General features: G+C 66.3%; 24 protein-coding genes. 13 read left to right on the top strand and 11 right to left on the bottom strand.

The features are described from left to right. The first annotated feature begins 2 nt into the window (after positions 1-2). Both psmA and ACAH01_RS08510 read left to right on the top strand, forming a co-directional pair. Positions 3-755 carry an archaeal proteasome endopeptidase complex subunit alpha gene (psmA, locus tag ACAH01_RS08515; protein ID WP_372478895.1) on the top strand — a complete coding sequence of 251 codons (753 nt, stop codon included), beginning with the start codon at positions 3-5 and terminating at the stop codon, positions 753-755. Between the two features lie 76 nt (positions 756-831). Beyond that, entirely contained in the window at positions 832-1557 is a 726-nt protein-coding gene (locus tag ACAH01_RS08510) for a ribosome assembly factor SBDS (protein ID WP_015763354.1), read from the top strand. 128 nt (positions 1558-1685) lie between these two features. Here the strand turns inward: ACAH01_RS08510 and ACAH01_RS08505 are convergent, their stop codons facing one another. Next, positions 1686-2033 carry an FUN14 domain-containing protein gene (locus ACAH01_RS08505; RefSeq protein WP_015763355.1) on the bottom strand — a complete coding sequence of 116 codons (348 nt, stop codon included), beginning with the start codon at positions 2031-2033 and terminating at the stop codon, positions 1686-1688. A 202-nt stretch (positions 2034-2235) separates the two neighbouring features. Here ACAH01_RS08505 and hflX point away from each other — a divergent pair, with 202 nt between their 5' ends. Further along, positions 2236-3546, top strand: coding sequence for a GTPase HflX (hflX, locus tag ACAH01_RS08500; protein ID WP_170094411.1), 1311 nt, complete (start codon positions 2236-2238; stop codon positions 3544-3546). Positions 3547-3555: 9 nt separating this feature from the next. On the opposite strand, the gene ACAH01_RS08495 is transcribed toward hflX, so the two are convergent. From ACAH01_RS08495 to ACAH01_RS08485, 3 genes are all read right to left on the bottom strand, one after another. Further along, positions 3556-4992, bottom strand: a complete 1437-nt coding sequence (locus ACAH01_RS08495) for an NAD(P)H-hydrate dehydratase (protein ID WP_372478894.1) — start codon at positions 4990-4992, stop codon at positions 3556-3558. 106 nt (positions 4993-5098) lie between these two features. After that, a complete protein-coding gene (locus ACAH01_RS08490; protein WP_372478893.1) occupies positions 5099-5377 on the bottom strand; it encodes an acylphosphatase in 279 nt (92 codons plus the stop codon). 36 nt (positions 5378-5413) lie between these two features. After that, complete coding sequence (locus ACAH01_RS08485) at positions 5414-6322, bottom strand: DNA-3-methyladenine glycosylase (RefSeq protein ID WP_372478892.1); 909 nt, start codon at positions 6320-6322, stop codon at positions 5414-5416. 87 nt (positions 6323-6409) lie between these two features. Here ACAH01_RS08485 and ACAH01_RS08480 point away from each other — a divergent pair, with 87 nt between their 5' ends. Next, positions 6410-6889 carry a DUF555 domain-containing protein gene (locus ACAH01_RS08480; protein ID WP_372478891.1) on the top strand — a complete coding sequence of 160 codons (480 nt, stop codon included), beginning with the start codon at positions 6410-6412 and terminating at the stop codon, positions 6887-6889. A 76-nt stretch (positions 6890-6965) separates the two neighbouring features. Here ACAH01_RS08480 and ACAH01_RS08475 read toward each other — a convergent pair whose 3' ends face one another. Continuing rightward, on the bottom strand, positions 6966-7202 hold the full coding sequence (locus ACAH01_RS08475; RefSeq protein WP_015763361.1) for a UPF0058 family protein: 237 nt from the start codon (positions 7200-7202) through the stop codon (positions 6966-6968). Positions 7203-7418: 216 nt separating this feature from the next. On the opposite strand from ACAH01_RS08475, the gene ACAH01_RS08470 reads away from it, so the two are divergent. After that, positions 7419-7823 carry a translation initiation factor IF-2 subunit beta gene (locus tag ACAH01_RS08470; protein WP_170094416.1) on the top strand — a complete coding sequence of 135 codons (405 nt, stop codon included), beginning with the start codon at positions 7419-7421 and terminating at the stop codon, positions 7821-7823. On the opposite strand, the gene ACAH01_RS08465 is transcribed toward ACAH01_RS08470, so the two are convergent. The 3 genes from ACAH01_RS08465 to ACAH01_RS08455 all read right to left on the bottom strand — a co-directional run bounded on the left by ACAH01_RS08465 (position 7824) and on the right by ACAH01_RS08455 (position 9560). Beyond that, entirely contained in the window at positions 7824-8003 is a 180-nt protein-coding gene (locus ACAH01_RS08465) for a hypothetical protein (protein WP_015763363.1), read from the bottom strand. Between the two features lie 79 nt (positions 8004-8082). Beyond that, positions 8083-9057 carry a transcription initiation factor IIB family protein gene (locus ACAH01_RS08460; RefSeq protein ID WP_372478889.1) on the bottom strand — a complete coding sequence of 325 codons (975 nt, stop codon included), beginning with the start codon at positions 9055-9057 and terminating at the stop codon, positions 8083-8085. A gap of 218 nt (positions 9058-9275) precedes the next feature. Next, positions 9276-9560, bottom strand: a complete 285-nt coding sequence (locus ACAH01_RS08455) for a DUF357 domain-containing protein (protein WP_208625746.1) — start codon at positions 9558-9560, stop codon at positions 9276-9278. Between the two features lie 101 nt (positions 9561-9661). Here ACAH01_RS08455 and ACAH01_RS08450 point away from each other — a divergent pair, with 101 nt between their 5' ends. Together ACAH01_RS08450 and ACAH01_RS08445 are read left to right on the top strand one after the other, a co-directional pair. Further along, on the top strand, positions 9662-10708 hold the full coding sequence (locus tag ACAH01_RS08450; RefSeq protein WP_372478888.1) for an NAD(P)/FAD-dependent oxidoreductase: 1047 nt from the start codon (positions 9662-9664) through the stop codon (positions 10706-10708). A 76-nt stretch (positions 10709-10784) separates the two neighbouring features. Then, on the top strand, positions 10785-11069 hold the full coding sequence (locus ACAH01_RS08445; RefSeq protein ID WP_372478887.1) for a hypothetical protein: 285 nt from the start codon (positions 10785-10787) through the stop codon (positions 11067-11069). 69 nt (positions 11070-11138) lie between these two features. Here ACAH01_RS08445 and ACAH01_RS08440 read toward each other — a convergent pair whose 3' ends face one another. Then, on the bottom strand, positions 11139-11810 hold the full coding sequence (locus tag ACAH01_RS08440) for a 2,5-diamino-6-(ribosylamino)-4(3H)-pyrimidinone 5'-phosphate reductase (RefSeq protein WP_372478886.1): 672 nt from the start codon (positions 11808-11810) through the stop codon (positions 11139-11141). Positions 11811-11852: 42 nt separating this feature from the next. Next, positions 11853-12317: a hypothetical protein gene (locus tag ACAH01_RS08435; RefSeq protein ID WP_208627348.1), complete on the bottom strand. Its 465-nt coding sequence runs from the start codon at positions 12315-12317 to the stop codon at positions 11853-11855. A 339-nt stretch (positions 12318-12656) separates the two neighbouring features. On the opposite strand from ACAH01_RS08435, the gene ACAH01_RS08430 reads away from it, so the two are divergent. The 4 genes from ACAH01_RS08430 (at position 12657) to ACAH01_RS08415 (ending at position 16515) form a co-directional block, all read left to right on the top strand. Beyond that, positions 12657-13928, top strand: a complete 1272-nt coding sequence (locus ACAH01_RS08430; protein ID WP_372478885.1) for a Single-stranded DNA binding protein — start codon at positions 12657-12659, stop codon at positions 13926-13928. Then, positions 13925-15541: a hypothetical protein gene (locus ACAH01_RS08425; protein ID WP_372478884.1), complete on the top strand. Its 1617-nt coding sequence runs from the start codon at positions 13925-13927 to the stop codon at positions 15539-15541. The genes ACAH01_RS08430 and ACAH01_RS08425 overlap by 4 nt, the downstream gene beginning before the upstream one ends. Then, the gene (locus ACAH01_RS08420) at positions 15541-16290 is read left to right on the top strand and encodes a metallophosphoesterase (protein WP_372478883.1); all 750 of its coding nucleotides are present in this window, start codon (positions 15541-15543) and stop codon (positions 16288-16290) included. Before ACAH01_RS08425 ends, ACAH01_RS08420 begins: the two co-directional genes overlap by 1 nt. 69 nt (positions 16291-16359) lie before the next feature. Further along, complete coding sequence (locus ACAH01_RS08415) at positions 16360-16515, top strand: hypothetical protein (RefSeq protein ID WP_208625752.1); 156 nt, start codon at positions 16360-16362, stop codon at positions 16513-16515. Here the strand turns inward: ACAH01_RS08415 and ACAH01_RS08410 are convergent. After that, the gene (locus ACAH01_RS08410) at positions 16512-16775 is read right to left on the bottom strand and encodes a hypothetical protein (RefSeq protein ID WP_170094425.1); all 264 of its coding nucleotides are present in this window, start codon (positions 16773-16775) and stop codon (positions 16512-16514) included. The two genes, ACAH01_RS08415 and ACAH01_RS08410, sit on opposite strands and share 4 nt — an antisense overlap. A gap of 201 nt (positions 16776-16976) precedes the next feature. Between ACAH01_RS08410 and ACAH01_RS08405 the strand changes: the two genes are divergently transcribed. Both ACAH01_RS08405 and ACAH01_RS08400 read left to right on the top strand, forming a co-directional pair. Beyond that, positions 16977-18209: an ABC transporter substrate-binding protein gene (locus tag ACAH01_RS08405; RefSeq protein WP_372478882.1), complete on the top strand. Its 1233-nt coding sequence runs from the start codon at positions 16977-16979 to the stop codon at positions 18207-18209. After that, positions 18206-20635 carry a methyl-accepting chemotaxis protein gene (locus tag ACAH01_RS08400; protein WP_372478881.1) on the top strand — a complete coding sequence of 810 codons (2430 nt, stop codon included), beginning with the start codon at positions 18206-18208 and terminating at the stop codon, positions 20633-20635. The genes ACAH01_RS08405 and ACAH01_RS08400 overlap by 4 nt, the downstream gene beginning before the upstream one ends. Positions 20636-20660: the final 25 nt, after the last annotated feature.

Raw genomic sequence — 20660 nt, 5'->3', positions numbered from 1 at the left:
CTATGCAGGGACAAAACCAACAGCAGGCCTACGACCGCGGCAGCACCATCTTCTCGCCCGACGGGCGACTCTACCAGGTCGAGTACGCGCGCGAAGCAGTCAAGCGCGGCACCGCGAGCATCGGCGTCAGGACCAGCGGTGGCGTCGTGCTCGCCGTCGACAAGCGGATCCGCTCGCCGCTCATGGAGCGATCGTCGGTCGAGAAGATCCACAAGGCCGACGACCACATCGGGATCGCCAGCGCCGGCCACGTCGCGGACGCCCGCCAGCTGATCGATCTCGCCCGGCGACGGGCACAGATCAACCAACTCCGCTACGAGGAACGGATCGGCGTGGAGACGCTGACCAAGGAGATCACCGACCACATCCAGCGATACACGCAGGTCGGTGGCGCGCGTCCGTTCGGCGTCGCGCTGATCATCGCCGGGGTCGCCGACGGCGAACCCAGGCTGTACGAGACCGACCCCTCGGGAACGCCCTACGAGTGGAAGGCGCTCGCGGTCGGTGCCGACAGGGCCGACACGCGGGCCTACCTCGAAGAACACTACTCGGAGACGCTGGCCCTCGACGGCGCGATCGGACTCGCTCTCGAAACACTGGCCTCGGTCAACGACGACGCGCTCGCACCCGAAGCGGTCGGTCTCGCGACGGTCGACGCCGAGACCGAACAGTTCCGCACGCTCTCGGACGAGGAGACGGAGACACACCTCACCGAGCGAGACCTCCTCGCCGACGACGAGGACCTCGAAGAGTAACCTACCACCGCGTCCGCAGTCGGTTTTCGCTGCCGTCGTGGAAAGGTCTTTGAACCGGGCCCCAGTAGCGTCGGGTATGATATCACTTGACGAAGCGGTGACGGCGAGACTCGAATCCCACGGCCAGCGGTTCGAAGTGCTCGTCGACCCCGACGCCGCGCTGGCGATCAAACGCGACGAGTTCGACGGAGAACTCGAAGACGTCATCGCCGCCGAGGACGTGTTCGAGGACGCCTCTCGTGGCGACCGTCCGCCGGAAAACTCCCTGACAGAGGTGTTCGACACGACGGAGCCACTGGAGATCATCCCGGAGGTGATCAAGCAGGGGGAGATCCAGATCACGGCCGATCAGCGCCGCGAGATGCAAGAACAGAAACACCGACAGCTGATCCAGCAGATCACACGCAACGCCGTCAACCCCCAGATGGACGACGCACCGCACCCGCCGGACCGCATCGAGTCGGCCCTCGAAGAGACGGACTTCAGGGTCGATCCGATGGAGCCCGTCGACAATCAGGTCGACGACGCGCTGGACGCGCTCCGACCGGTAATCCCGATCCGGTTCGACGAGGTGACCGTCGCGGTCCAGGTCCCCGCGGACTACGCCGGTGCCGCCCAGTCTCGCATCCGGCAGTTCGGCGACCTCGAACGCGAAGAGTGGCAGGCAGACGGCTCCTGGATCGGCGTCATCACCTTCCCTGCGGGGATGCAAAACGAGTTCTACGACGTGGTCAACGAGCACACGAGCGGCGAGGCCGAGACCCAGATCGTCAAGGACGAAGACGAAATCTCGATTCGGTGAGCGACCCAGGAGTGTCTTTCGTGGTCGCACCGACCGAGATCCCAGCCGGAGAGTAGCCCGTCGCTCTCGGACGAGTGTCGGGTCAGACCGCAATTACTCGACTGCGGCGAGAATGATTCGTACCCGCGCTATCCTTTCCGGAAGCCCACGAGGAAGCCGCCGGTGAAGCCGGCGCTCACGGGCAGGGCCGAGAGGAGGCTCATGACCCATCCCGGCGGCTGTGCGCCCGCCGTCTCACCGGCCGCAGACGAGACGTTTCCAGCGGTGCCGCTGATGGCGCTCCAGTTCACTTCGAGGATGCCACGGGTCTCCAGGAACTTGAACAGTGCCAGCTCGATACCGACGAGGATCGCGATGAGCTTCGCGACCTTCTTGGCCGCGAAGCCGATGACGCCCCCGATCACGGCACCGCCGCCGACTTCGAGGCCGACCTGCTGGAGGCCGGGAAGCTCTAGCTGCAACGGCAACTCTATCATATCCGTACTCTCACCGTGATCCGTTAAGGGTCTTGTGCCCTCAGGATCGGCCGGCCGAATCGAAGTAAGCAGCGGCTACTGCCCGTCGGAACGGCACGCTGGCTGCCCGATACCGTCGATAGCCGTCGCTGTGGCTGCTGTGGCCGGCGGATCGTGTGAGTACCCCGCAGACTAAATAATCGGGCGACGTAGGAAGCGACGAGTGACGGCTAGTACCACAGCGGAGCGAGCGGTCATCGCCAAGCGCGTCGACTCGGGCACTGCAGACACCGAGGAGATCACCGACCTCGCGAGAGCCGCCGGCTACGAGGCCGTCGGCGAGGTGACACAGACGCGGACGGAAGATCCCGCCTACCACCTCGGAGAGGGGAAGGTCACACGCCTCGCGAACGTCGTCGCCCGCGAGGGCGCGACGGCCGTGATATTCGACAACGAGCTGGGACCCTACCAGACGTACAACATCGGCAACGAGCTTCCCGACGGCGTCCAGGTCGTCGACCGCTTCCGGCTCATCCTGGAGATCTTCGGCCAGCGCGCCCAGACACGCAAGGCACAGCTCCAGGTCGAACTGGCAGAACTGCGCTACGAGCTGCCCCGGGCCGAGGCGAAGGCTAGCCTCGCCAAGCGCGACGAGCGACCCGGGTTCATGGGGCTTGGCGAGTACGACGAGAGCCGCGAAGAGGACATCAAAAAGCAGATTTCGCGGATACGCGACGAGCTGGCGTCCATCGAGGAGACCGAGCAACACCGCCGCGAACAGCGCCGCGAGTCCGGTTTCGACCTCGTCGCGCTGGCGGGCTACACGAACGCCGGCAAGTCGACGCTGTTGCGTCGCGTGGCCGACGACGTCGACGTCGACGAGAACGAGGAGCTACACCCAGATCTCGATCCGACCGCCGAGAGCGAAGACCGGCTGTTCACGACTCTCGGGACGACGACCCGCCGTGCAGACATGGACCAACGGGACGTGCTGGTGACCGACACCGTCGGCTTCATCTCGGATCTCCCCCACTGGCTCGTCGAGTCGTTCAAGTCGACGCTGGACGCCGTCTATCGCGCCGACCTGGTGTTGCTCGTCGTCGACGTGAGCGAACCCATCGAGGAGATCCGCGAGAAGCTGGTCACGAGCCACGACACGCTGTACGAGCGCAACGAAGCGCCGATCGTCACCGTCCTCAACAAGACGGACACGGTCGACGACGCGGAGATCGAGCGCAAACGCGCGGCGCTCTCGGGACTGGCTCCCAACCCCATCGCCGTCAGCGCGAAAGAGGGCGCAAACGTCGACGCGTTGCTCGACCGGATCCACGACGAACTGCCGGACTACGAGCGCGAACGCCTCGTCTTGCCGATGACCGACGAGACGATGAGTCTCGTCTCCTGGATTCACGACCACGCACAGGTCGACAACGTCGACTACGGCGATCAGGTGATCGTCGAGTTCGAGGGCCGGCCGGCCGTCGTCGAGCAGTCACGCGCCAAGGCCGGCGAACTCGTCGAAGCGTCGGCCTAGGTCGGAACGCTACTGTTCTCCCTGCCAGAGCGCCCGTGGGAGCGCCGCGACCAGGTCCGTCGCCACGAGTCCGTTGCCCTGCTCGTCGGCGACGAGGTCGCCTGCTCGCCCGGTGACGTACGCGCCGATCGCCGCGGCGTCGTGTCCCCCACACGTCGCGGCCAGCGCGCCGACCACGCCAGCGAGCACGTCGCCGCTGCCGCCGACGGTCATGCCGGGGTTGCCGGTGCGGTTGACGCGGGTGCGCGTTCCGTCGGAGACGATGTCGTAGGCACCCTTGACCAGCATCGTCTGACCGATCTGTGCGGCGAAGTCGGCGACGCGCTCCGCGCGCTCGCGCCACTCGTCTGCCGTCTCGCCGCCCATCGTCCGGAGCTCGCCCTGGTGGGGTGTACAGATCAGGTCCGCCGCCGTCTCGACCTCCGGAACGACCGACAGCGCGTCGGCGTCGACGACGGCGCGACTGTCGTACCGTTCGAGGAAGTCCGCGGCCGCGTCGAGTGTCGGCTCCGCGTCACCGAGCCCCGGCCCGAGGACGACCGCGTCGCTGGCGTCTGCGAGGGCGATCAGTTCGTCGACGTGTGACGGCGCGAGTGTCGCGCCGTCCAGCGGTCTGACGATGAGGTTCTCGCTGTAGCCCTGTACCGCGTCGGCGACGCCGCGGGGACAGGCGACCCTGACGAGGTCGCCGCCGGCTCGCAGCGCCGCCTGTGCCGCCAGTGCCGGTGCGCCCGTGTACGGGCCGCCGCCGACGACGAGCACCTCGCCGTTGTCGCCCTTGTGGCTCGTCGGATCGCGGTCGAGCCGACGCAGGTCGCCCCGCTCGACGAACAGCTCGGCGGTGTCGGGGATACCGATGTCCGCGACGGTGACGGTCGCATCGAGCTCGTCCAGCCCGGGCTTCGTGTCGTGGAACGTGACGACCCGGTCGGCCTCGACGGCACCTTCCGCCAGCGAGCCGGTGTCGCCGTCCATCCCCGAGGGCACGTCGACGGAGACGACAGTGCTCTCGCTGTCGTTTATGCGCGTGGCCGCCGTCGCCGCCGGCTCGCGGAGCGAGCCGCTGATCCCCGTTCCGAGCATCGCGTCGACGATCACGTCGGGGTCGTCGAGCGCGAACTGGCTGGCGTCCCGGACCTGCTCGGTCTCGTAGTCGGCGCGTCGAAGCGCCGTCCAGTTCTGACGTGCGATCTCCGTCGTGATCGTCTCGGGCCGCCCCAGCAGCGAGACGTGCAGGTCGTATGCGTCGAGAAACCGGGCCGCGACGAACGCGTCGCCGCCGTTGTTCCCACGGCCGGCGACGATCCGCACCGACGCACCCTCGTCTGCGATCCCTTCGACCACCCGAGCCACCGCGTTCCCCGAAGACTCCATGAGCTGTTTTCGAGGGACGCCCAGCGCGGCCGCGTTCTCGTCGACGACTGCCATCTCCGAACCGGTGATCATGGCTGGGTCTTGGCGCGCGACCACCCTAACGGTGGGGGACGCCGTCGGCGTCGACACACCAGCCGCGCCTTCGCGGTCTCGTCGTTGCCACCTCGAAGGCGCGAGATCAGCGCCGAATCTCGAAGCCCTCGATCCCCGCCGGCTCCTCGTACTCGACCTCGACGCCGTCGACGCGGGCCCTGGAACTGCCCTCGTGACACCACTCGACCATCGACTCGACGGCCGACGCAGGTCCCTCGAAAACTGCTTCGACGCGGCCGTCGTCGAGATTCTTCACCCAGCCGTCGACGCCCGCCTCGCCCGCGGTCTCGCGGGTGTTGGCGCGGTAGAAGACGCCCTGTACCTTGCCGCTGACGAACACGTGTGCGCGTGTGCGGTCGGACATGGTCGAGTGTGATTACGCCGAGGCCCAAGAGCGTGTTCACGCCTGGTCGCCGCCGCTTCGGAGGTAGTGAAAGACGTACGTCTGCGCGTAGCCGGCGTACTCGCCGCCGAGGGCCTCGCGGATTGCCCGCGAGGTGTCTGCGTAGTTGCCCCGATCGGCAGCCGGGAAGTACTCCTCGATGGTCGTCTTGATCCAGGTGTCCAGCGGGACCGCTTCGAGGAAATCGAGCGAGAACAGTAACACGCAGTCGGCGACCTTGTCTCCGACGCCGACGAACTGGGTGAGGTGGTCGCGAGCGTCCTCGTAGGCCATCTCGCGGGCTGCTTTCGGGTCTGCCTTGCCCTCGGCGACCATCGTCGCGGTCCGCAGGACGTACGGCGCGCGGTAGCCCAGCCCGAGGTCCCGCAGCGCCTCCTCTGTCGTCGCTGCCAGCTGTTCCGGCGTCGGGTACGCGTGGTAGGTCTCGCCGTCGAACGTGACCGGATCGCCGTACGTCTCGCGCAGCGCCTGTTGCATCCCGTGGATGCGACCCACGCGCATCTGTGCCGAGCAGATGAAGGAGATCAGCGAGCCGAACGGCGGATCGCGGACGAGACGCATCCCCCAGTACTCGTCGTACGCGTCCTGGACGACGGCGTCGTCGGGTACCGTCGAACGGATCGCTTCGAGGTCGTCGTCCAGCCGGAGCAGCCGCCGGAGGTGTGGCGTCGCGTCGATGTCGCTCTCCCATTCGAGGTTGCCGTCTCGCTGTCGAACCCTGATCACGTGGGCTCGGCCGTCGACCCTGACGGTCGTCCAGTACCACGCCGAGCCGCCGTGTACGCCGTCCTGCTCGTACATCCGACCGTCAGAGCGGTCCCAGAGGTACGACTGGCCGCTCTCGACCGTCGACTGGAGGTCGACGCCACCGGACAGGCTCGCGGTCGCTATCTGGCCCCGTTGCATCGACTCGTCGTCGGGGCTTGGGCGGTTTCTAGTTTTCGAGAGCGTGACGGGCTAACCTTCTTAATACTGGCAGTCGAATCGACATGTATGGATTGTCGAGTTGTCGTCGAGGCCGCTGTGCCCGTCTACGACGTGGAAACCCCAGACGAGGCGGTCCGGATCGCGATCTCGAAGACCGGCGAGATGCTCAATCCGGACCTCAACTACGTCGAGATCAACATGGGCGAACGACAGTGTCCTCACTGTGGCGACGAACTCGAACCCGCCTTCATCGCTGCCGACGAGAGTCTGGTCGCGCTCGAACTGGAGATGACCGTCTTCAACGTCGAGCGCGACGAACACGCCGCCCGGATCGCTCGCAAGGAGATCGGCCAGCGCCTCGAGAACATCCCGCTGGAAGTGTTACAGATCGAAGCGATCGAGGAGACGGACGACTCCGACGCCGAGGACCCAGCGGAAACGACCGACGACGGAGGCAACGACGCTGAATCCGATACTGGCGAGACGGGCGCGGAGTCGGATTCGGACGACGTGTTGCCCGAGTTCGACGAGTTAATGAACGAATAACGTCGGTATCTCTCACGCGACAGCGCACTATCCGTCGATTTTGTAGATGACGGCGACTGGTGACTGAGAGCGAAGTTCAGTCGGCAGCAGCAGAAACGGGTTCTTTCTCTTCGGCGTTCATCTCGGAGGTAATACCCTTCGCGAGGGCAAATACAGCGGCCTTGTGGTCCGTCTTCGACTTGTGGATCGAGGTCGGCTGGACACCGAGATCGACGTACTTGTCGTGTTCTACTGTGTCCCCTGTTTCTTGTTCGTAGTGGTTCTGTACCTGTGCAAGCAGGCCGTGGAGATGGATGAGTTCCTGCTTCTTCATAGTCACCCACACCTAGAAACCGAAGGGTTATAGTACTACTCTGAGTGTGGTTAACACACACCTTTCAATTACGATCCCGAAGTAGACGGATTGTACTCCGCTCTCGCCGAAACGAATACGGTGTCTACTGTCTCTTGACCGCTGTGTAGTCACTGTCTACGCTCTGTGCAGGCGGAGCGTGAAAGATTTTTGGTCGCCGCTGTGCTGGGTGACAGTATGGACTACGACGAGATGCTCGACCAGGCGATCGAGGAGACGCCGGAGATCGAGGGCGACGGCGAACGGTTCGAAATTCCCGACCCGGACCTCCGCCAGGAGGGGAACGCGACGGTGTTCGAGAACTTCCAGTCGGTCTGTGATCGGCTCTCGCGAGCGGACGAACACGTGATGCAGTTCCTCCAGAACGAGGTCGGGACGAGTGGCCACATCGACGAGAGTGGCCGGGCCAGGCTCACTGGTGAGTTCCGGGAGCGACGCATCGCCGACGCGCTTGACGCCTACGCCGACGCCTACGTGCTGTGCCCGGAGTGTGGGCTCCCCGATACGAAGCTCAAGGACGAGCAGGGCGCGACGGTACTGCGATGTGAAGCCTGCGGCGCGCAGTCACCGGCCGGGCCGTAGCTACTGTAGTCCCTTCAGCGTCTCCAGGTCTCTGTCGGTTCTGGTGTACTCCGCGAGTCGCCGACTGGCGTGACAGTTCGGACAGTGGTACGTGGCGTCGTGTTTCGGGAGCGCGGTCGGCGTCGACTCCCAGTCTTTCTTGCACTCGGGACAGAGCAGTCGAACGTAGGCCTCCTCCATGGTTGTGAATAACACGCAATGGACGCCGAAAAAGGTTCGTGTACCAGCAGCGAGCGCAGCCGACTCGGCGAGCGAGGGGTTACGCCGGGAGGCCGTCGACGTCGAGCAGTTCCTTGTAGCGGTTGCGGATCGTGACCTCTGAGATGTCCGCGACGCCGCTGACCTCGCTCTGTGTGACCTTCTCGTTGGTCAGCAGGGCCGCTGCGTACACGGCCGCGGCCGCGATTCCGACCGGGGACTTCCCGCTGAGGATGCCACCGTCACGAGCCGCTTCGATCAGTTCGCGTGCGCGTCGCTCGGTCTCGTCCGACAGCGACAGCTCGCTGCAAAAGCGCGGGACGTAGCTCTCGGGCTTGGCCGGGGCGACTTCCAGGCCCAGCTCCCGGATGATGTAGCGGTAGGTCCGGGTGAGCTCCATCCGCTCGACGCGGGAGACGTGGGTCATCTCGTCGAGTGACCGGGGGTTGTTCGCCTGACGGGCGGCGGCGTACAGCGCCGACGTGGCGACGCCCTCGATAGAGCGGCCGGGCAGCAGGTCCTCGTCGAGCGCGCGGCGATAGATGACGCTTGCGGTCTCACGGACGTTCTTGGGGAGTCCGAGCGCCGAGGCCATGCGGTCGATCTCGCCAAGCGCCTGCTTGAGGTTGCGCTCCTTGGAGTCGCGGGTGCGGAACCGCTCGTTCCAGGTACGCAGGCGCTGCATCTTCTGGCGCTGGGAGCTCGACAGGGAGTTGCCGTATGCGTCCTTGTCCTGCCAGCCGATGTTGGTCGACAGCCCCTTGTCGTGCATCATCTTTGTCGTCGGCGCGCCGACGCGGGACTTGCTGTCTTTCTCGCTGGCGTCGAACGCGCGCCACTCGGGACCGTGGTCGATCTCGTCTTCCTCGACGACCAGTCCACACTCCTCACAGACGGTCTCACCGTGTTCGGAGTCGAGCTGTGTGTGACCGCCACACTCGGGACAAACGTCTTCCTCGACGTCCGCCTCCTCTCGCTCGATCTCTGCGCTGGTCTGCTGTTCGCCGCTGTTGGTTCGGGTATGTATCTCGCTCATAGTGGATGCCTCGATTGCTGAGGGCACAAACCTTAAAAAACAGGCTGCGACCTTCTTAACAAGTAGTTAGTTAGAAAAGTATATAAATCTTTTGGTAGCGGAAGCGGCGATTCGCAAGACTGCACCGTGCTGTCAGTTGTCATGGGTGTGTGGAGCGTCGACACGAGACGGTGATTCGAGCGGTCGCTTTCCCGCGGTGGCAACCCGGTAGTGACCGCCTAGACGGTAAAGAGGTGGCCCTCGGTCGGCACGTCGAACAGTCCGATTCGCGCCCCGGCGTCGAGCCACGCGTGGCCGTAAGAGAACGACGCCAGCGCGTTGACCGGGTCGTCGTCCGCCCGGAAGTGTCGGCCGTCTTCGAGATACGACGCCGCCATCTCTGCACACTCGACGGCCGCGTCGTGCATCGGCGTCCCCTCCGGTGGCGCGATCTCGGCCGCCGCGACGGCCTCTGCGAGCAGTCCCTCGTATCGATCGGTCTTCTCCCGTAGCTCCGCAGCCATACCCGGTACAGACCGGCGAGTGGCTAAGCGGTTTCGTCCGATGGGCGCGGGCCAGACACGACAGCGCAACCTACAAAGCCCGCCACGAAGTAAGGAAAGTAATGACTGAAGACGTCGTCGAACACCGGAGACTCATCATCGCTGGGACGGGTATCGCGGGGCTCACCGCCGCCATCTACGCCGCCCGCTCGAACAACGATCCCCTCGTCTTCGAGGGAGACGAACCCGGCGGACAGCTCACGCTCACCACGGACGTTGCGAACTATCCGGGCTTCCCGGAGGGGATCAGCGGCCCCGACCTGGTCAACGACATGAAAGAGCAGGCCCAGCAGTTCGGTGCCGAACTCGACCACGGAATCGTCGAGAACGTCGACGCGAGCGATCGCCCGTTCCGTGTCGAACTCGCCAACGGCGACGCCTACACCGCCGACGCCGTCATCGCTGCCTCCGGAGCGAGCGCGCGCACGCTCGGCGTCCCCGGCGAGGACGAACTGATGGGCTACGGCGTCTCGACGTGTGCGACCTGTGACGGGGCGTTCTTCCGCGACGAGGACATGCTCGTGGTCGGCGGCGGCGACGCCGCCATGGAGGAGGCCACCTTCCTGACGAAGTTCGCGGACACCGTCTACCTCGCACACCGCCGCGAGGAGTTCCGCGCGGAGGACTACTGGATCGACCGCGTCCAGGAACAGGTCGAGGACGGCGACATCGAGATCATGCGCAACACGGAACTCCTGGAGATCCACGGCTCGGCCGAAGACGGCGTCGATCACGTCACGCTGGCCCGCAACGACGAGGGGTACCCCTCGGAGGCGCTCGACGACCCCGACACCGAGCAGTTCGACTTCGACGTGGGCGCGGTCTTCCTCGCGATCGGCCACACGCCCAACACCGGCTACCTCGAAGACACCGGCGTCGAACTGGACGAAGCCGGGTACCTCCAGACCGAGTCTGGCGTCGGCGACGGCGAGACCGCCACCGCCGTCGAGGGGCTGTTCGGTGCCGGCGACGTGGTCGACCACCACTACCAGCAGGCCGTCACCGCCGCGGGAATGGGCTGTAAGGCCGCTATCGACGCCGACGAGTACCTCGAATCGCTCCCCGAAGCGTCCCAGGCAGCCGAGACGGCCCCGCAGGCAGACGATTGAGGAGCCGGATACCGCCTTCTCGCGGTGTGCTCGCCGACCCGCAGTCCCTTTACGTAGCGGCGGCCAACGAGCAGTCATGACAGACGACACTGTCACCGTGACACTCGAAGCAGGCGAAGAACGCGACGAACTGACCGTCCCGACCGCGCTCGTGGACATGCTCCGAGAAGGCGAGGAGTCCGACCCGGAAGTCGTCGGCGACATCGCGATGTTCGGCATGGCCCAGCGGATCCACGGTGCGGTCCACCACGGGCAGGGCGAACCCGACGCCGAGATCGCGTCCGTCAACGAGACGGCGATGGAGCTGTTCGAAGAGCGCTTCGGCGCGACGTTCTCCGAGCTGACCGGCCACGACCACTGATTGCGATCTCTCTTTCCGAGGCGACGGCTCCCGTACTGTCGGCTGTAAGATAACGGTCCATCGACACGCTCACGCCGCGTCGGTGACCGTCCACGAGAGGAGGACGCCGTCGTCTACCCGCTCGACGCCGTCGAGCGAGAGCGCCGGAAACTCGTCGACGAATCCCTCGCCGTCTGCCAGCGTCGGGGCGTCCCGTCCGCCGATCACCGTCGAGCCGACGAACACCGAGAGCTCGTCGACCAGTCCCGCCTCGAACAGCGAGAAGATCAGCTCGCCCCCGCCCTCGACCATCAGCTGGTCGATGCCGTCGCCCTCTAGCTTGGCGAGTGCGGTGACCAGATCGACGCGGTCCTCGCCGGCTGCGATGACGGTCGCGCCCGCTTCTTCCATCTGCGTGACGAAGTCCGTCGGTGCCGCCTGGCTGACCAGCAGGTATGTGAGTGCTGCCCCGTCGAGGACGCGTGCGTCCGGCGGGGTCCTGATCTGCGAGTCGGCGACGACTCGCGCGGGATTGGCGGGCTCGCCACGTTCCTCGCGGGCCCGCTGGCGCTCGGGGTCGTCGAGTGTGAGCGACGGATCGTCGGCCAGCACCGTCCCGACCCCGACCATGACCGCGTCGCTCTCGGCGCGCAGCTCGTCGACCCGGTCGAAGTCCCGCGTTCCCGAGATCTCGATCTGTTCGCGGCGGCGCGTCGACAGCTTCCCGTCGGCGCTCATGGCGGCGTTGACGACCACGTGCATGATCGTCAGGAGGGAACTGGCGCAAAAACCGGTTACGAAACGCTATGCTTCGGACTCGCGCTTGCCGTCGGCCAGTAGCTTCCGGGCGTCGATGGCCTTCTTGCCGTGGGCGCTCGTCCGGAGCCTGACCGCCGGCCCGTCGAGCCAGAGTTCGCGCACGTCGACGACGATCTCGGACGACCAGCTCTTGATCCGACCCTCGCCGTGGCTATCGATTTCGATAAAGGTGCGCGGCGTTCGCTGGCGACCCATCGTCCACTCCGTGTCCCCCAGCTCCATCGTCTCCGCTTCGAGCGCTTCCCACTCGAAGATCACGACGTGTTGCTCGCGTGGCTGATCCGACCGCTCGTGGTCGACTCGCGTTCGGGTCTCGTAGTCGACGCCGAAGTGCGCGGCCCACAGCTCCAGATACTCGAAGTCGAACTTCTTCTTGCCCTCTCCCTCGCCGTCCCTGTTCGTCCAGACGACGTGGGCGTCCGAGGGCTTCTTCCCGAATGCGCCGCCCATGTCATCGACCCCGCTGGCGCTGTCGTTCACGTCCGTCACCGAGCGAACGCGGGCCGACCAGTCCCGCGCTCGATCGCCGTCGACGCACCGAGCTGTCGCCCGTGATACTGTCGGCTCTCACCGTTTCGAGAGACTCGTGACCCCGTCCCGAGGTTCGTAACAGACGGACGGCCGGCAGTGTGACCCCGCACTGTGGCATACGCGTGAAGTACCGTTATCTCGAATAAAAACGTGCTGGCCATACGTCAACGGGAGAATACGTACACGTTCGTCTCCGCTCGGTCGCGGTGTCGGCCCACCACCGAACGCTTTTCATCGCTGCCGCCGAACCACGGCCCGATGACACTCGACGAGCATGCCGAGGAACTCGCCTCCGACCTCGGTGTCGACAAAGAGGAGGTCAAAGAGGATCTGGCGAATCTCGTGAACTACTCCGTCCCGATGGACGAGGCAAAGCAGAGCCTCAGACGCAAGTACGGGGACGGCAGCGAGGGCGGGGCGACGCCATCGAGCAAAGACATCGCCGACATTTCGGCGAGCGACTCGAACGTCACCGTCACGGCCCGAGTGCTGACCGTCGGTCAGCGGTCGATCCAGTACCAGGGCGACGAACAGGCGATCTTCGAGGGCGAACTCGCCGACGAGACCGGGACGATCTCGTACACGGCCTGGGAGGACTTCGGACTGGCTGCCGGCGACACGATCACCGCGGGCAACGCGGGCGTCCGCGAGTGGGACGGCCGACCCGAGCTGAACCTCGGCGAGAGCACGAGCATCGAGCGATCCGACGACCCGCTGGACGTGCCCTACGAGATCGGCGGCGACGCCGAACTCGCCACGCTCGCGCCGGGCGACCGCGGGATCAACGTCGAGGTGCAGGTCCTGGAGGTCGAGGAGAAGACGATCGACGGCCGCAACGGCGAGACCAACATCCTCAGCGGCGTCTTCGGCGACGAGAGCACCCGGCTCCCCTTTACCGACTGGGACCCACACGCCGAGATCGAAGCCGACGCGTCGATCCGCATCGAAGACGTGTTCGTCCGGGAGTTCCGGGGCGCGCCGTCGATCAACGTCTCGGAGTTCTCGACGGTGACGCCGCTGGACCGAACGGTCTCGGCGACCGAGAACGCACAGCAGATGCCGATTCGCGAGGCCGTCGACTCCGGCGGACTCTTCGACGTCGAGCTGACCGGCAACATCATCGAAGTCCGGGACGGCTCCGGACTGATCGAGCGGTGTCCGGAGTGTGGCCGCGTCGTCCAGAACGGCCAGTGCCGGAGCCACGGCACGGTCGACGCCGTCGACGACCTGCGGACGAAGGCGATCCTCGACGACGGCAGCGCCACCGTGACGGTCGTGCTCGACGACGAACTGACCGCCGAGGTGTACGGGGGTGACCTCGCGGACGCGACAGAGCACGCGCGCGACGCGATGGACAAGGAGGTCGTCGCCGAGCGGATCGCCGACCGCATCGTCGGCCTGGAGTACGTCGTCCGTGGCTCGCTGTCGGTCGACGAGTACGGTGCGAACCTCGACGCGACCAGCTTCGAGGAGAGTGACGACGACCCGGCAGAACGTGCTCGGACGCTGCTCGCGGAGGTCGAGCCATGAGCACCGACGAGGACCAGGGCGGCGCAGGCCGGCGCGAGGTCGCCTATCGCCTCTTTGCCGCCGAGTTCGACGACGCGGACTTCTCGTACTCCGAGAGCGACGAGGAGCGTGCGCCCAACTACGTCGTCACGCCGACCGGCGCACGCGTGAACAGAGTGTTCCTGGTGGGCGTGCTGACCGAGGTCGAGACGGTCAGCGAAGACTACCTCCGGGCCCGCGTCGTCGACCCCTCGGGTCCGTTCGTCGTCTACGCCGGCCAGTACCAGCCCGAGGCGCTTGCCTTCCTGGAGAGTGCCGACCCGCCGACGTTCGTGGCGGTCACGGGCAAGGCTCGGACCTACCAGCCCGACGACAGCGATCAGGTGTACACCTCGGTTCGGCCCGAGTCGATCAGCGAGGTCGACGCGGCGACGCGGGACCGCTGGGTCGTCCAGACGGCCGAGCAGACGATCGACCGCGTGGCACGCGCCGCAGAGGGCAAACACGCCGACCTGACCGACGACGACCTGCGGGCGGCGCTCGTCGACCACGGCGTCGACGAGGGGGTGGCCGCTGGCATCCCCATCGCACTGGAACGGTACGGAACGACCGGCGACTACCTCGCGGCAGTGCGGGACCTCGCGACCGACGCCGCCCGCGTCGTCGCCGGCCAGCGAGACGAGGTCGAGCCACTGACCGTCCGACCGGGACAGGGCAGCGACGATCGACTCGCCGGCCTCGTCGAGCGACCGATCGAACACTCGGCCGACGACGAAGGGGCTGAGACGGTCGCCGAAGAACCGGTCGAAACAGACCGACCGGACGAGGGGGCCGACGACCAGCGTGCGGGAACCGCGGAAGCGACGACGGGCCAGCAGCCGAGCGGTTCGGACGCCCCCTCGATCGACGACGAGTCCGCGGGCGAGACGACCGAGAGCGTCGGCGACGTGGCCGACGAAGAACCGTCCGGAGCCGACTCGACGGACGAGACAGTGGAAGCGTCCCCAGGCGAGACGGTAGAAGCGTCGCCGGACGAAACGGTGTCCCCGGGCGAGACGACAGAACCGTCGCCGGACGAGATCGACGCGACGAGCGACGAGCCCACCGACGAGTCAGCGTCAGACCGCGAGACGGCGGCCACCGATCCGTCCGCTACGTCGGAGACAGAGTCGACGGACGACGACCTCGGGGAGTTCGACCCCGAGTTCGAACTCGACGAGAGCGAACGCGAGGAGATCGAGTCCGAGTACGGCACGGAGTTCCAGAGCGGGACCGAGGTCGACGAGCCCGGAGCGGCCGACATCGACACGCCCGATCCCGAGGCCGTCGACGCCGAGAGCACCACGGCAGCCGACGCGGAGCCGTCGTCCGACGCCGAGCCGAGTGAGGGCGAAGCCGCCCGAAGCGCCGACTCGACCGACGAGGACGACGCGACCGACGTGGATCTCGAAGACGCGGTGATGGACGTGATGGACGATCTGGACGACGGGGACGGCGCAGCCCGGACGGCGGTCGTCGACGCCGTCGTCGATCGGACCGGCGGCGATCCCGACGCCGTCGAGGACGCCATCCAGGACGCACTGATGGGCGGGCGCTGCTACGAGCCCGACGACGGTCTGTTGAAACCGATCTGATGGGCGTCGAACCGGTTCCAGACCGCCCCGCTGCGGTCGCAGCCACCGGCGAGGAGCGCTGTCTCGTCGTCGCGGACTACCACGCCGGTATCGAGCGGGGACTGCGCCGCGAGGGCGTCGAACTGGCGAGCGACGCCGACGTGCGACGTGACCGGCTCCTCGATCTGCTCGCCGAAACCGCGCCCGACCGACTGGTCGTCCTCGGCGATCTCGTGCACTCGATCGGCGATCCGGCAGGGGCCGAACGCGAGGAGGTGACGGCGCTCCTCGACGCGGTCGAGGTCCCGGTGACCGTCGTTCGCGGGAACCACGACGGCGGGATCGACGAACTCTGTGCGGACGCGGCGACGCCCGTGACGGTCACACTCAGCGACGGCGTCAGGATCGGTTCGGTCGGGTTCGCACACGGCCACACCTGGCCGAGCCGAGCAGTGCTCGGGGCCGACGTGGTCTGTGTCGGCCACGAACACCCGGTCGTCCGTCTCGAAGACGAGGTCGGCGGCCGGCGGGTCGAGCGCGCGTGGCTCCGCGGGCGCGTCGACCCCGCGCCGTTCGAGAGCCAGTTCGACGGCGCACTGGGTATCGACGCCGATCTCGTCGTGTGCCCGGCGTTCAACGACCGCTCCGGGGGCACGTGGGTCAACGTCGCCGGCCAGGAGTTTCTCTCTCCGTTCCTCCCGGCGGGACTGGCCGACGGACAGGCCTACCTCCTCGACGGAACGCGTCTCGGTCGGTACCGCTCGATTTGAAGGCCGTAGTCGGATCGTACCGGCCGGTAGTAGGCGTATAACAACGAGGGTAGCGCCGGGCTGTCCACCATGGGCGCGGTATCGTCGGACCACACGCTGGGGCGCTGTCCGGACTGTCAGACCGAAATCCCGCTCGGGCTGGTCATCATCGAGTACGAGACCGACGCCGGACGAGAGTCCTACGCCGAGTGTCCGGGCTGTCGGGAAGTGGTCCACCCGGTCTAGAACCACGTCGCGATCGTCGTGAGGACGAACAGCGACGCACCGACCACGACGACCCACAGCAGCGGCCCGCTCTCGGTCGGCGCACCGGATTCCTCGGGATTCGAGAACCCCGCCAGAGCGGTGAGCAGGACCAGCGCGCCGACGCCACCGGTGATCCAGTCGATCGTCGTGAGACCGGTGGACGCGGCGAGTGCGGTGTCGACGACCGAGACGACGCCGAACGCCGTCAACGAGACGAGATAGAGGACGCGAGCGTTCATACAGTCGTTCGGGCGAGCGCGAACATATGGTTGGCGTCCCGCGCGGGAGCGATTACTGTGTACCCGACGGCCTTGAGATAGGCAGCCGTCGTATAAATTTCTGGGAGAATTTCGCATACATTCACCCATCTGTCCACCAGTATTTCACATTTGATAATATCTGCGGAACCCATTTATAGCAAAACTAGCTTCTTTTGGACCATGCGTACTAGACGTAACGTGCTCAAAACGGCCGTCGGTACCGCGGCGGTTGGCCTCTCTTCGGGCTGCTTGGGTACTCTCAGCGGCAGTGACCAGACTGTCTCGTTCGGGGCCGTGTATCCTCTCAGTGGACCCCTGGAACAGGTGGGGACACACGGCAAGCGGGCGACCGAGCAGGCGGTTCGAGACATCAACGCGGCAGGTGGCATCAACGGACAACAGGTCGAACTGACGGCGATCGACAGCGAGGCGACCGTCGAGACCGCAGTCGAAGGATACCGCGAGTTCGCCGAGAGCGGCGGCGTCGGACTCGTCGGCGGACTCGTCAGTGACGTGTCGATCGCACTCTCACAGGAAGTCGCCGACGACGAGATCATGGAGGTCAGTCCGGCCAGTACGGCACCGCAACTGACGACGGCCGGGCGGGCCGACGATCGGAAGTACTTCGGGCGGACCGTTCCCAGCGACGGGCTCCAGGCGGCGGCGATGGCGAAAGTCGTCGACGACTCGCTGTATGTCGGTGCCGACTCCGTCGCGCTGTTGAGCATCGACAACTCGTTCGGTGCCGGACTCGCGGAGGCACAGCGGTCGCTGCTCGACGCCGAGATCGTCGCCGACGTGCGCTACGACTCTGGTGCCGATTCGTTCGCCGGGACGCTGGATACCGTCTTCGAGAAAGACCCGGACGCGGTCGCCTTTACGAGCGTTTCTGGACAGGAAGCGGGGATTCTCGACGCGTACAGCCAGCGAGACGAAGACGTTCCGTGGGTGTTCTCCGCGGGCATGTTCGGCGGCGACGTTCCGTCGTACTACGAGGGGTTCTACAGCGCGTCGCTGTCCTCGTCCCGGACGGACGCGTACTTCGATCTGGTGCGCCGACTCTCGGACATCGACTCACTCGCGGCGTTCGCCGCCAACGGCTACGACGCGATGTTCCTGATGGCCGCCGCCGCACAGCAGGCGGGCGAGACGACCGGCCCGGCGATCGCGGACACGATCCAGTCGGTCTCTGGCGGGACGGGACACACCGTCTCGGTCGGCGACTTCGACAAAGTGCGCTCGCTGACGGACGCGGGACGCGAGCTGAACTATCAGGGCGCGTCGGGCGGCGTCGACCTGACCGAGAATCTCGAACCGCTGAGTTCGTACCTCATCCAGCAGGTCGATGGCGGCGTCGTCGAGTCCCTCGAACTGCTCCAGCGGAGTTTCTTCGAATCGGAGGGCCAGCGATGAGCTGGGGGAGCAAGCGGCTCGTCAGCTCGATCGAGCGGTCTCTTCCCGACGTGATCAGACGACGATACGCCGCGAAGTTCGGCGTCCTGTTGCTCGGCGTCGTCCTCGTCCTCGCGGCCGGTGGGGGGCTCGTCATTCTGGAGACCGAGTCGCTCGTCGAGAGCCAGACCGAAGACCAGATCCGCGGCGTCGCCGAGTCACAGGCCGCGTCGATATCCGAGTGGTCCTCGACCAAGCAGTCGACGGCGTCGTTCCTCGCCGACTCGCTGTCGGATCGATCGGGCGAGAGCGCAGTCGACAATCAGCGATGGCTCGAACAGAAGCTCATCGGGCTCCCCGGTGACGTGCGCTCGCTCCACTACGTCGACGCCGCGGAGGGGTCCGTCGTCGCGAGCACCGACGACGGCCTCCAGGGCACGTCACTGGCCGCCGTCGAAGCGCCGTGGACCGACGGCAGCGGCGCGATCGTCGCCACGGGGCCGACCTCGACCTCCGAGCCGTACGAGAGCGGTAGCGAGCCGGTCATCGCGTTCGTCCAGCCCGTGCCCGGAAACGACCAGTACGTGGTGCTGACCGCGTCGCTCGAAGCGCGATCCCACGAGTTCACCTCGCCGTTCGCCACCGGCGACGTGAAGGTCGTCAGCCAGGACGGGCGGATCGTCCTGGACAACCGAAAGGGATCGCTCCTCGAACAGTACGAGACGACCGACGGCTCGACGGAGACGGCCGTCGAGTCGGCACTCGGCGGTGAAACCGGGTACAGGCAGGTCTCGGCCCGAACCGGCATGGACGAGGGTCAGTACGTCATGGCGTACACGCCGATCACCGGCACGGAGTGGGTCCTCCTCTATCACGTGCCCGCGAACCGCGCGTTCGCGCTCCAGTCGGCCGTCTCCGAGAACATCGGACTCCTGCTTGCGCTTGCGGTCGGCGCGCTGTTCGTCGTGGGTGCGACGATCGGCCGAGGGACCGCCCGTTCGCTCGCCCACGTGGCCGAGAGCGCGGAGGACATCGCTGCGGGCGACATCAACAGCTCGATCCCCGAGACCGACCGCATCGACGAGATGGGACAGCTGTACGACGCCTTCGCCGCGATGCAGTCGTACCTGACGACCGCCGCCGACCAGGCCGGCGCGATCTCGGAGAAGCGGTTCGACGACCCCGCGCTCGACGAGGAGATCCCCGGCGAGTTCGGCGCGGCGCTGGAGAAGATGAGCGTCGACATCCAGGAGCTGATCGCCAACATCGAGGAGGCCAAAGACGAGGCAGAGTCCGCACAGGCGGAGGCCGAGTCGATGGCGACCGCCCTCGAAGCGAAGGCCGAACAGTTCAGCGACGTGATGGACAGTGCCGCGGCCGGCGACCTCACCCAGCGGATGGACACCGACAGTGACTACGACGCGATGGTCGACATCGCGGAGAGCTTCAACGAGATGGTCTCGGAGCTCGAACGGACCGTCGTCCGCATCGAGGAGTTCGCTGGCACCGTCGACTCCTCGACGGAGTCGATCTCCGCGAGCGCACAGGAGGTCAAGTCCGCGAGCGAACAGGTCAGTCGGTCCGTCCAGCAGATCGCGGAGGGCGCAGACCGTCAGAACGACCACATCCAGCAGGTCAGCGGGGAGATGACGGATCTCTCGGCGACCGTCGAGGAGATCACGTCCTCGACCGACGAGGTCGCCTCGAAGTCCCAGCGCGCCGCCGAAACCGGCGCTGAGGGACGCGAATACGGGCAGCTGGCCGCAGACGAGATCGAAGCGATCGACGAGACGGCGACCGAGGCCGTCGAGCAGGTCGAGTCCCTCGCCTCGGAGATGGAGCGGATCGGCGAGGTCGTTACGCTGATCGACGACATCGCCGACCAGACGAACATGCTGGCGCTGAACGCCTCCATCGAGGCCAACCGAGCCGGCGAAGCCGGCGAAGGGTTCGCGGTCGTGGCCCGCGAGATCAAGGCACTGGCAGAGGAGACCCAGGACGCGACCAACGACATCGCGTCGCTGATCGAGAACATCCAGTCTCGGACGGACGACACCGTCGACGACATCCGCGAGATGGGCGACCGCGTCGACAACGGCAAGGAGACCGTCGAAAACGCCACGGAGGCCCTCTCGGAGATCGTCACGCAGGTCGAAGACGCCAACTCCGGGATCCAGGCGATCAGTGACGCGACCGACGAACAGGCGGCCTCCATGGAGGAGGTCGTCTCGATGGCCGAGGAGGTCGGCTCGATCAGCGAGGAGACCTCTTCCGAGTCGGAGAACGTCGCGGCGTCGGCCGAGGAACAGGCCGCGTCGATCTCGGAAGTCACGAGCAGCATCCAGTCGCTGTCGAGCCAGGCGAGTGACCTGAAGGAACTCGTCAACCAGTTCGACACCGACGCCGAAAGCACCACCGGCGAAGTGTCGGCCGCGTCGGACGACTGAACGGTCCGCACCCGAGTCGGGCCGT

Source organism: Halomicrobium sp. HM KBTZ05, from assembly GCF_041530035.1.
In the GTDB taxonomy this organism is placed as follows: domain Archaea; phylum Halobacteriota; class Halobacteria; order Halobacteriales; family Haloarculaceae; genus Halomicrobium.
The sequence above is the reverse complement of the archived record's forward strand: the minus strand, read 5'-3'. Positions and strand labels throughout refer to the sequence as shown.